The organism is Shewanella sp. MM_2022_3 (genome assembly GCF_022557375.1).
In the GTDB taxonomy this organism is placed as follows: Bacteria; Pseudomonadota; Gammaproteobacteria; order Enterobacterales; family Shewanellaceae; genus Shewanella; species Shewanella xiamenensis.
In genome coordinates this window covers 1-10,775 of the sequence record NZ_JAKZGV010000078.1, presented here as the reverse complement: position 1 = coordinate 10,775, position 10,775 = coordinate 1, and the positions used below count along the sequence as shown (strand labels likewise).

Sequence of the window (10,775 nt, the reverse complement as noted above, 5' to 3'; positions counted from 1 at the left end):
ATATGTTAACTCACGCAAGTTATACCGTATTCCCTAAGTGATTAACTTCAATTTCAGTAATATTTTCAGCCATATTGCACATTTCAATTATGTAATTCTCACTGTAACAATCGTTATGTGACCTAAGTACGCATATACCTCTTTAGATAGTGGTAACTTTGTTCGTGGAGAATACTCTAAAAGCGCGTGAGCTACGTAAAATATAAATATCACGCCATGATGAATAACCCTTATTAAGTAGATGAAATGTACGGCGGAGGAACAATTATGTTCACAAGAAAGATTCAAAAAACAGCACTAGCCATGCTGATCTCTGGTGCAATGGCTGGCACAGCCTATGCTGCACCAGAAGTACTAGCCGATTTTCACGGTGAAATGGGTGGCTGCGATAGCTGCCACGTATCAGACAAAGGTGGCGTAACCAACGACAACCTGACTCATGAAAATGGCCAATGTGTTAGCTGCCACGGTGATCTAAAAGAACTGGCTGCTGCAGCGCCAAAAGATAAAGTTTCTCCGCACAAATCTCACTTAATCGGTGAAATCGCTTGTACCAGCTGCCACAAAGGCCACGAAAAATCAGTAACCTACTGTGATGCTTGCCATAGCTTCGGCTTTGATATGCCATTTGGCGGCAAGTGGGAACGTAAGTTTGTTCCTGTTGATGCAGACAAAGCGGCTCAAGATAAAGCCATTGCCGCAGGCGTGAAAGAAACAACTGACGTTGTCGTTATCGGCTCTGGTGGTGCAGGTCTTGCTGCCGCCGTTTCAGCCCGTGACGCTGGCGCAAAAGTGATCCTGTTAGAAAAAGAACCTATCCCAGGTGGTAACACTAAACTGGCTGCTGGTGGTATGAACGCCGCAGAAACTAAGCCACAAGCTAAGTTAGGTATCCAAGATAAGAAACAAATCATGATCGACGACACCATGAAAGGTGGTCGTAACATTAACGATCCTGAATTAGTGAAAGTCCTGGCCAACAACTCTTCAGACTCTATTGATTGGTTAACCTCTATGGGTGCCGACATGACTGACGTAGGCCGTATGGGTGGCGCAAGCGTTAACCGTAGCCACCGCCCAACGGGTGGTGCAGGTGTTGGTGCTCACGTTGCACAAGTACTGTGGGACAACGCCGTTAAACGTGGTACTGATATTCGTTTAAACAGCCGTGTTGTACGTATCCTTGAGGATGCGAGCGGTAAAGTGACCGGCGTTCTAGTGAAAGGTGAATACACTGGTTACTATGTAATCAAAGCCGATGCGGTAGTCATTGCTGCTGGTGGTTTCGCGAAAAACAACGACCGCGTTGCTAAGTACGATCCTAAATTAAAAGGCTTTAAAGCAACTAACCACCCAGGTGCTACCGGTGACGGCTTAGACGTCGCTCTGCAAGCTGGCGCAGCAACACGTGACTTAGAATACATCCAAGCTCACCCAACTTACTCACCAGCCGGCGGTGTGATGATCACCGAAGCCGTACGTGGTAACGGTGCGATCGTGGTTAACCGTGATGGTGACCGCTTCATGAACGAAATCACGACCCGTGACAAAGCATCTGCTGCGATCCTGAAACAAAAAGGTGAAAGTGCTTACCTCGTATTCGATGACTCTATCCGTAAGAGCTTGAAAGCCATCGAAGGTTATGTTCACTTGAACATCGTTAAAGAAGGTAAAACCATCGAAGAGTTAGCGAAACAACTCGATATACCAGCAGCTGAACTGGCAAAAACAGTGACTGCTTATAATGGTTTCGTGAAATCAGGTAAAGACACTCAATTCGAACGTCCTGATTTACCACGTGAGTTAGTTGTCGCACCTTTCTATGCCTTAGAAATCGCGCCAGCGGTTCACCACACAATGGGCGGTATCGTGATTGATACTAAAGCCGAAGTGAAGAGTGAAAAAACTGGTAAACCTATTGAAGGTTTATACGCTGCGGGCGAAGTCACTGGTGGTGTGCATGGTGCTAACCGCTTAGGTGGTAACGCTATCTCTGATATCGTGACCTATGGCCGTATCGCAGGTGCATCAGCCGCTAAATTCGCGAAAGATCACTAATATCAATCCTTTCTAGGTTAATGGACTAACCTTAGGCTCACATAGCACGACCATGAGAGCCAAGCTTGAACACTCAAGCTTATCGACACAAGCGAGCCGTCAGGGGCTCGCTTTTTTTATGCTTTTTTGAGCAATTGATGACTAAGCTCACTCTTTTTACGGGGTAAACTCATCACCAGAGGACAAATGTCGCCGAGTCACATACACTCAGTGCCAGTAACAATGTAACCCTTAGGTGATTGAAATGAGAATTGGATTTTTTAGCGCAAAACATTATGACATGCAGCATTTTAACCGTACTAATGCCGCATTTGGTGCGCAAATTGAGTATTTCGATTATCGTCTCTGCATGCAAACGGTAAAGCTTGCCGAAGGTTTTGAGGTGGTATGCGCCTTTGTTAACGACTCTCTCTGTGAAGAAGTGTTGGTCGAGCTCGCTAACGGCGGCACAAAAATCATCGCCATGCGCTGTGCAGGCTTTAACAATGTCGATTTAGTCGCCGCAAAACGTTTAGGTATGCAAGTGGTCAACGTGCCCGCCTATTCCCCCGAATCCGTGGCCGAGCACACGGTCGCCTTGATGCTGACCCTAAACCGCAAAATCCACAAAGCCTACCAACGCACCCGTGATGCTAACTTTTCACTCGAGGGGTTAGTCGGCTTTAACATGTTTGGCAAAACTGTTGGTGTAATTGGCACTGGTAAGATTGGGGTCGCCACCATTAAGGTATTGCTCGGTTTTGGTTGTAAAGTGATTGCCTTTGACCCCTACCCAAATCCCGCGGTAGAAGCGCTCAATGTGGAATATTTAGATCTCGATACCATTTACGCCACCAGCGATATTATCAGCCTGCATTGTCCATTAACCGCCGATAACCACCATCTGCTGAATAAAGAAAGTTTTGCCAAGATGAAACCCGGCGTCATGGTAATCAACACTAGCCGCGGCGGTCTGCTCAATGCCTTCGATGCGATGGAAGCCTTAAAGCTCGGCCAAATTGGCTCCTTAGGGTTAGATGTGTATGAAAACGAAAAAGAACTGTTTTTCGAGGATAAGTCGAACCAAATCATTCAGGACGATGTGTTCCGTCGCTTATCCGCCTGTCACAACGTGATTTTTACCGGTCACCAAGCCTTCCTTACCGAAGAAGCATTGGGCGCGATCGCCAATACAACCCTGAGCAATGTGAAAACCGTGCTCGCTGGCGGGCGCTGTGGTAATGAACTGTTTTAACTGACAGATTAATACCTGACTGCTAAAGTGAGGCTTCAACGTTTGAAGCCTCACAGAGAGAATCTCAATATGTTAGTCACTCAGGAAACTCAGGATATCTCCACGCCTTCAGGGCTAATGCGTACTTACCTCTACCGCCCAGATGCCACCGGGCAATTCCCCTGTATCATTTTTTACTCGGAGATATTTCAGCAAACCGCGCCCATCGCCCGCACCGCAACAATACTCGCAGGTCACGGTTTTGTGGTGTTAGTGCCAGAGGTATTTCACGAGCTTAATCCGATAGGCACAGTGCTGGCCTACGATGATATGGGTAAAGACAAAGGCAATGCCGATAAATTTGCCAAGCCCTTAGAGCAGCACGACAGCGACACCCAAGCCCTTATCGATTTTGCCCGTCAGCAGAGTTATTGCACCGGTAAAGTCGGCAGTATGGGCGTGTGTATTGGCGGCCATTTAGCCTACCGCGCAGCACTCAATCCTGAGATTTTGGGCGCGTTTTGCCTCTATCCCACCGACATTCATTCCAATACCCTGCCCTGTGCCTATGGCAATGACTCGCTGAGTCGCACAGGCGATATTCAAGGGGAATTAGTGTTAGCGTTTGGTAAGCAAGATCCCCATGTATCACCCGAAGGTCGGGTATTGATCCACCAACAGTTGATGGCTAAAAACCGCAATTTCAGTTGGCTTGAGGTGAATGCTCAGCATGCCTTTATGCGTGATGAGGGCGAGCGCTACGATCCCGCGCTAGCACTGCAGATGTATCAGCAAGCTGTGGCGTTTTTCCAGAGGGTACTGCGATAATATTGTTATTATCCAACCCATAAATCTAAACCATTTTATGGGTTGGATAATTCAAAAGCTTAAGCAGCAGGTGTTGCTGGCGCATGTAAACGGCTTTGGCTATAAGCAACAAGTTCTTGGTTACTCACTCGCGTGATAAAAGCACCATCGAGGAAAAAGTCCACATCTTCGCCAACTTTACGGCCCGATAATAACTGGGTGCTACCGTCTTCGTAGGCTAACGTCATAGTGACCGTATGCTCATCGGGGTAGGCAATTTGCGCCTGAGTCAGCTTCACTGGCGCAGATCTAAGCTCATCACTCACGTGTGGATTAATCTTAAAAATCGCCTCAACTGGCATATCAACCACAGCGGGTGATTTATCGGTAATCGGATTCTTGCCAGTCCAAAACTCAATGGTATTAAAGATGAACAGATCGCCTGTCGCCGCGATGCCATACACAGGGCTTAACAGCATAAACAAGCCTGCACGACCATAACGGTTATCCACCGCACTTAAATTTCCCTTAGTCACCATTTGGCTTAAACCCATTTGTCCCATACAACCGGTTAACTGGGTCGCGAGTAGCGTGCCAATCGTCACAGCTAAAAGTTTAGATTTCATTAAATTAGATCCATTAGGTAAAAACAAAAGCGCGGATTCTACGGATTCGTGGGCACTAAACCGTGCAACAGGGCACAATCTAAGGTAAACAAATGGAGGGAAATGTAATCAATAACACTGATTTTGTTATATAAAACAGATTAAGCAACGAAAGCTAACGCCAAGATAATAAAACTAAGTGCTTGCGAGTGCGCCGACAACAGTTTGCTAATAAATGTACAGTGATGGCGCACATACAGGAGAATGATTACTCGAGGTCGAGTTTCTTTTTGCCATCCTGCAACGCTTGACGCTCGGCAAGCGGTGACTGATCGGCCAGCTTTAACACCGCCTTCTGCAGCATCAAGTTGTTGGGATAGGTGATGGTATCACCATTATCCCTGAGGATAAGTACATGAAACAGCGCGATTTCAATAATCACTCCACTGATATCTTCATCCTTATCCACCACCCGAATACGTTCACCAATCCGATACGGGAACACGAAAAAAATCAGTACGCCAGCCGTTAAGTTGCTCAAGATCGACCATTGAGCGACTAAGGCGACACCCATCACCGCAAACGCGGAGGAAACAAACAGCGACACATCTTGATAACCTAATCCAAGTGAAACCGCCATTAACGACAAAGTGATAAAAAACATCACATAGGAAATAAACCGCGTCACAAGGCTAGTACGGGCCGCACTCACCTGCTTCATTAATGAGAGTTTTTTCACCCATTGAGTTAATGCTCGCTGCAAAAAGATAAACACCACAAGATAAATACAGGCAAGCAGGATTTGATTTGTCATAATAGCCACTTAAAAAACGAAACCAGCTGAATTCTAACTTTTTTATACCTGCACGCAAATCAGCTCAACGCAAATAGAGTAATATTGACCATGGCCGACGCAATTTTGTTACACGAAACTCACGATACATTCGGGCCTATCCGCGTGCTCGACTATGGTGATTCGCGCGTGCTCTCCTTCGGTGACAACGATGAACAAAGCAAAATCCTAAAAACCGCTCCCCATATTCCACAGCATACCTATGTACAGGGCATGATGCTGGTTCTGTTATTTTGTAAACCCAAAAGTGCGATAGTATTGGGTCTGGGTGGCGGTGCACTTATCCATGTGCTGCGCCGATTTGACGCAGCCATCAAGCTAACCGCAGTAGAGCTTCGTCCCACGGTTATCGAACTGGCCAAGCGTTACTTCCAACTCCCAATAGGTAAAAAGCTGAATGTTATCAATGATGATGCCCTCGTCTTTATGGCATCGGCCGAGCATAAAAAAGTCGATGTGATTTTTGCTGATATCTACAGCGCCAAAGGCGTTAACACCGGGCAACTCTCGGCGACCTTCCTTGAGCAATGTACTCAACGGATTAAACCCGATGGCTATTTAGTGCTGAACTGCTGGAAGGAACATAGCCAAAATCGGGAGTTACTCGCCGATTTGCAGCACCATTTTGCCCACGTGCATGCTTGCCTCACCAGTGGTGGAAACTGGGTGATTTTTGCTAGCCAAATACCGCAATCACTTGGCGCCAGCGCACTTAAGAGCCAAGCACAAAGCCTGTCACAGCAATTGGATTTTGCCCTTGAACGCTCACTAACACGGTTTGGCCCTTGGAATTAAGATTAATCTCAGTCAAATGGCGTAAATTAGTTAACCCTAAGACTCAGCTTTGCTATGCTTCTCACTCTCCACAGATATGAGTTGTCACCATGAAAAATAAGAATAAATTTTTGTTAAGCGTTATGGCTCTGGCGTGCCTTAACTCTCTCAATGCTAACGCCGAAACCTTTAGCTTTGACACTCGTAATTCACTTAATTCAGATACCTTAGTACTGTTCCAAAGTACTGATTCAACAACCTATAGTCTCGATTTTTTGCCCCAGTCGACTCAGGATCAACTCAATCTTGCGGTAGCTGATAACAGTTTTTCGGGTAAACGCGGTGAAATTTTAGAGATTTTAGTCCCGAGCGAAATTGACGCTAAGCGGGTGTTGCTCGTTGGGATTGGCGATGCTAAAACCCTAACACCTGGTGAAATCAATACCTTAGGTGGCAACATTGCCGCCAAACTTGAAACCGTGCCACAAGCCACGGTACGCGTGCTGACCCAAGGCCTCAGTAACGCACCTCTCTTTGGTTCAGAGCTCGCCCACGGCATTGAGCTGCGTAGCTACCGCTACACTCAATTTAAAACCAGCAATCGCGCCGAGAAGAACTATCAAATCGGCGTAGATGACTTAAGCAAAAACCAAAAACACCATAAGAATCTGCAAGCTATCGAAGCGGGTGTGTTTTTAGCTCGCGATCTTACCAATACCCCAGCGGGAAACATGTATCCCGAAAGCTTTGCTAACGAGGCGCGTAAACTCAAAGCCCTCGGCGTAAAAGTCACAGTACTCGAAGCCAAAGATATTGAACGCTTAAACCTCGGCGCCTTAGCGGCCGTAGGTAAAGGCAGTGAGCGCCCACCTAAGCTGGTTGTCGCCCACTGGCCCGGCAGCAAAGAAGCACCTATCGCCCTCGTCGGAAAAGGTATTACTTTCGACTCTGGCGGTTACAACATTAAAGCAACAGGCACCTCCATCGCGCGGATGAAGTCCGATATGGCGGGCGCGGCAACTGTACTCGGTACAGTCAAGGCGATGGCGATTCAAAAGGCGCCAGTTAACCTTGTCGCCATTATGCCGATGGCTGAAAATATGGTGTCGGGCCATGCGATGATCCCAGGCGATGTGATTAAAACCGCCCAAGGCCTTACGGTTGAAGTGCTCAACACCGATGCCGAAGGCCGTTTAGTGCTCGCCGATGGTCTCTGGTATGCCCGTGAAAACTACCGCCCATCGGTCATCATTGATGTTGCCACCCTTACAGGCTCAAAAGTCAGTGCGCTAGGCACCGTTTATGCGGGGTTATTTACCGATTCAGAGCCGCTAGTGCAACAACTCACCTTTGCGGGTCAACAGGTGGGTGAAAAAGTCTGGCGCTTACCGTTAGATCAAGCCTACGATGACGAGCTAAAATCTACCATCGCCGACTTAAAGAATACCGGTAAAGAAGGCAGCGCGGGAGCATCTGCTGCCGCCATGTTCCTCAAACGCTTTGCGGGTGAGCAACCTTGGGCTCACCTCGATATCGCTGGTAATGCCTTAACTGCCACCGATACCGCCGTTGTGCCCGCAGGTGCCACAGGCTATGGTGTGCGCCTGCTCAGCACGTGGTTAACCCAGCCTAAGGCGCAAAACTAGAACCTAGAACCTAGAACCTAGAACCTAGAACCTAGAACCTAGAACCTAGAACCTAGAACCTAGAACCTAGAACCTAGAACCTAGAACTTCTGTAGCTTGTTGCAACCGTTTTTATGTTTAAAGGGATATCGTCGATATCCCTTTTTTATTTCCCTTCCCTAACGCTACATAACCAAATTAAACAATCGATTAGCCGCTAAGACACGCCAGTGCTGAAAAATCGATTAATCCATCATATCAAACCCAATAAGTTCGATAAAATCGATTAGGATGATAGTTTTTATCCGTTATATTTATCGTCATTAGGTCAGTAATATACTTCTCATCGACGGGAGAACAAGCTAACGCCCGTCACTAAATTCACCATAATCAACTAAATGGAAGCATAAAATGACTCAATCAATTATCAACAGCACCATCAAACCATTCAAAGCCACTGCTTACCACAATGGTGAGTTCGTGCCTGTAACAGAACAAGATCTGTTAGGTAAATGGTCAGTTGTATTCTTCTATCCAGCAGACTTCACTTTCGTTTGCCCAACTGAATTAGGCGACATGGCGGATCACTACGCTAAGTTACAATCAATGGGCGTTGAAGTTTACTCAGTTTCTACTGACACTCACTTCACTCACAAAGCATGGCACGATACTTCTGACACTATTAAGAAGATCAACTTCCCAATGCTGGCAGACCCTACTGGTGTGATCAGCCGTAACTTCGGTGTGATGATCGAAGAAGAAGGTTTAGCACTACGTGGTACTTTCGTGATCAACCCAGAAGGCCAAGTGAAAGTTGCTGAAATCCATGACTTAGGTATCGGCCGTAGCGCTCAAGAACTGGTTCGTAAGATCCAAGCTGCTCAATACGTTGCGACTCACGATGGTGAAGTTTGCCCAGCTAAATGGCAACCAGGTGACGAAACCCTAGCACCATCTTTAGACCTCGTTGGCAAAATCTAATCTCGCCTAAAGGTCAACCCCGCCAATCTGACTCCCCCCTGCATGAGTCAGATTGGCACCCCTCGCGTTTTCCAATATTTTTCAATTTTTACGCTGATTTGGAGTCATCATGTTAGATGCGAATTTAAAAAATCAACTGCAAACCTATCTGCAAAACCTCAAGAGACCAGTTGAACTTGTCGTGTCAGCAGATGAAAGCAAGAAGTCTCAAGAATTAAAAAGCTTGGCCAATGACATCGTTAGCCTTTCAACGTTCGTGAGCCTCAAAGAAGCTCAAGGCTCTCGTACGCCTGCGATGACAGTGGTTAATCCTGCACTCAATACTCAGATTAGCTTTGCTGGTCTGCCTATGGGTCACGAATTTACTTCACTCGTGTTAGCCCTGCTTCACACGGGTGGACACCCAATCAAACTCAGCGATGACATCATCGAGCAGATCCGTAATCTGCCAGGCAAATATGAGTTTGAAACCTATGTATCACTCACCTGCCAAAACTGCCCTGATGTGATTCAGGCGCTGAATATGATGGCGGCGATTAACCCGAACATTACCAACGTGATGATCGACGGCGCCCTGTTCCAGGATGAAGTCACCAGCCGCAACATCATGGCCGTACCGTCTGTGTACTTAAACGGCGAAGTGTTTGCCGCGGGTCGTATCAGCATTGGTGAGATTTTAAATAAACTCGATACTGGCGCAGCCAGCCGTAAAGCCGAAGAACTCAGCCAAAAAGCCCCATACGAAGTCTTAGTCGTCGGTGGTGGCCCCGCAGGTGCAGCAGCAGCGATTTACGCCGCCCGTAAAGGTCTGCGTACTGGTGTGGTGGCAGATAAATTTGGTGGTCAAGTCGCCGAAACCGTTGGTATCGAAAACTTTATTTCGGTAAAAGCGACTGAAGGTCCAAAACTGGTGGCTAACCTTGAAGCCCATGTGCGTGACTACGAAGTCGATATCATGGATAACCAAAAAGCCGTTAAACTGGCGAGCGATGGTTTATTTGAACTCGAGTTAGCAAGTGGCGCGAAACTGCGTAGCCGTACCGTACTGTTGGCAACCGGTGCCCGCTGGCGCGAAATGAATGTCCCCGGCGAGAAAGAATACCGCGGTAAAGGCGTAGCCTACTGCCCACACTGTGACGGCCCATTATTTAAAGGCAAACGAGTAGCGGTTATCGGTGGCGGTAACTCAGGTATCGAAGCGGCTATCGACTTAGCCAACATCGTTGAGCATGTCACAGTACTCGAGTTTGATAGCAAACTGCGCGCTGACGATGTATTGCAACGTAAAGCGGCCTCTATGGGTAACATCAAAATCATTACTCAGGCGATGACCACAGAAGTGACAGGCGATGGTACTCGGGTGAATGGCCTGAACTACACCGACCGTGCAACGGGTGAAAGCCACCATATCGCGCTGGCAGGGATCTTCGTCCAAATCGGTTTGGTGCCTAATGCCGAGTGGTTAAAAGGCACTGTGGATTTGACTCCTCGCGGCGAAATCATCGTCGATGAGCGCGGCCAAACCTCTATCCCAGGCGTATTTGCCGCAGGTGACGTGACTAACTCACCTTACAAGCAAATCATTATCGCCATGGGTAGCGGTGCCAATGCCTCACTGGGTGCATTTGATTACTTAATTCGCCATAGCGATGACAGTACCGAAACCAAAACCACAGACACCAAAGCGGCTTAATCGTTAATCGATTAATCCCCTCACTAAAAAGCCAGCTTATGCCTGTCTCTTGATCACAAGTCTTCGTGATTGAGAGACATGGCCAATTCGTAACCCTCAAGGATGGTTTGTAACCTAAACCATCCTTCCCACAATACCTCTACACAAGCTCGACCTGTCCGCTTGG

Annotated in this window: 9 protein-coding genes; 7 read left to right on the top strand and 2 right to left on the bottom strand. The window is 47.3% G+C overall.

The genetic code is table 11. The features are described from left to right. The first annotated feature begins 267 nt into the window (after positions 1-267). The 3 genes from fccA to MMG82_RS20685 all read left to right on the top strand — a co-directional run bounded on the left by fccA (position 268) and on the right by MMG82_RS20685 (position 4,099). The gene (gene fccA / locus MMG82_RS20695) at positions 268-2,058 is read left to right on the top strand and encodes a fumarate reductase flavoprotein subunit FccA (RefSeq protein WP_037414671.1); all 1,791 of its coding nucleotides are present in this window, start codon (positions 268-270) and stop codon (positions 2,056-2,058) included. A 244-nt stretch (positions 2,059-2,302) separates the two neighbouring features. Further along, a complete protein-coding gene (ldhA, locus tag MMG82_RS20690) occupies positions 2,303-3,292 on the top strand; it encodes a lactate dehydrogenase LdhA (RefSeq protein WP_037428766.1) in 990 nt (329 codons plus the stop codon). A 69-nt stretch (positions 3,293-3,361) separates the two neighbouring features. Further along, complete coding sequence (locus MMG82_RS20685; protein ID WP_241407360.1) at positions 3,362-4,099, top strand: dienelactone hydrolase family protein; 738 nt, start codon at positions 3,362-3,364, stop codon at positions 4,097-4,099. Positions 4,100-4,158: 59 nt separating this feature from the next. On the opposite strand, the gene MMG82_RS20680 is transcribed toward MMG82_RS20685, so the two are convergent. After that, entirely contained in the window at positions 4,159-4,704 is a 546-nt protein-coding gene (locus tag MMG82_RS20680) for a DUF3332 domain-containing protein (protein ID WP_037414674.1), read from the bottom strand. 247 nt (positions 4,705-4,951) lie between these two features. Next, entirely contained in the window at positions 4,952-5,497 is a 546-nt protein-coding gene (locus MMG82_RS20675) for a mechanosensitive ion channel family protein (protein ID WP_037414676.1), read from the bottom strand. 90 nt (positions 5,498-5,587) lie between these two features. Here MMG82_RS20675 and MMG82_RS20670 point away from each other — a divergent pair, with 90 nt between their 5' ends. The 4 genes from MMG82_RS20670 to ahpF all read left to right on the top strand — a co-directional run bounded on the left by MMG82_RS20670 (position 5,588) and on the right by ahpF (position 10,609). Further along, positions 5,588-6,331: a fused MFS/spermidine synthase gene (locus MMG82_RS20670; RefSeq protein WP_037414750.1), complete on the top strand. Its 744-nt coding sequence runs from the start codon at positions 5,588-5,590 to the stop codon at positions 6,329-6,331. 89 nt (positions 6,332-6,420) lie between these two features. Beyond that, positions 6,421-7,956, top strand: coding sequence for a leucyl aminopeptidase (locus tag MMG82_RS20665; protein WP_241407359.1), 1,536 nt, complete (start codon positions 6,421-6,423; stop codon positions 7,954-7,956). A gap of 390 nt (positions 7,957-8,346) precedes the next feature. After that, complete coding sequence (gene ahpC / locus MMG82_RS20660; protein WP_011621596.1) at positions 8,347-8,916, top strand: alkyl hydroperoxide reductase subunit C; 570 nt, start codon at positions 8,347-8,349, stop codon at positions 8,914-8,916. Positions 8,917-9,025: 109 nt separating this feature from the next. Further along, the gene (ahpF, locus tag MMG82_RS20655) at positions 9,026-10,609 is read left to right on the top strand and encodes an alkyl hydroperoxide reductase subunit F (RefSeq protein WP_241407358.1); all 1,584 of its coding nucleotides are present in this window, start codon (positions 9,026-9,028) and stop codon (positions 10,607-10,609) included. Positions 10,610-10,775 lie beyond the last annotated feature (166 nt).

Coding starts and splice junctions, on each gene's coding strand:
- MMG82_RS20670 (WP_037414750.1), top strand. CDS start 5,588: ATGGCCGACGCAATTTTGTTACACGAAACTCACGATACATTCGGGCCT.
- ldhA (WP_037428766.1), top strand. CDS start 2,303: ATGAGAATTGGATTTTTTAGCGCAAAACATTATGACATGCAGCATTTT.
- MMG82_RS20665 (WP_241407359.1), top strand. CDS start 6,421: ATGAAAAATAAGAATAAATTTTTGTTAAGCGTTATGGCTCTGGCGTGC.
- ahpC (WP_011621596.1), top strand. CDS start 8,347: ATGACTCAATCAATTATCAACAGCACCATCAAACCATTCAAAGCCACT.
- MMG82_RS20680 (WP_037414674.1), bottom strand. CDS start 4,704: ATGAAATCTAAACTTTTAGCTGTGACGATTGGCACGCTACTCGCGACC.
- fccA (WP_037414671.1), top strand. CDS start 268: ATGTTCACAAGAAAGATTCAAAAAACAGCACTAGCCATGCTGATCTCT.
- MMG82_RS20675 (WP_037414676.1), bottom strand. CDS start 5,497: ATGACAAATCAAATCCTGCTTGCCTGTATTTATCTTGTGGTGTTTATC.
- MMG82_RS20685 (WP_241407360.1), top strand. CDS start 3,362: ATGTTAGTCACTCAGGAAACTCAGGATATCTCCACGCCTTCAGGGCTA.
- ahpF (WP_241407358.1), top strand. CDS start 9,026: ATGTTAGATGCGAATTTAAAAAATCAACTGCAAACCTATCTGCAAAAC.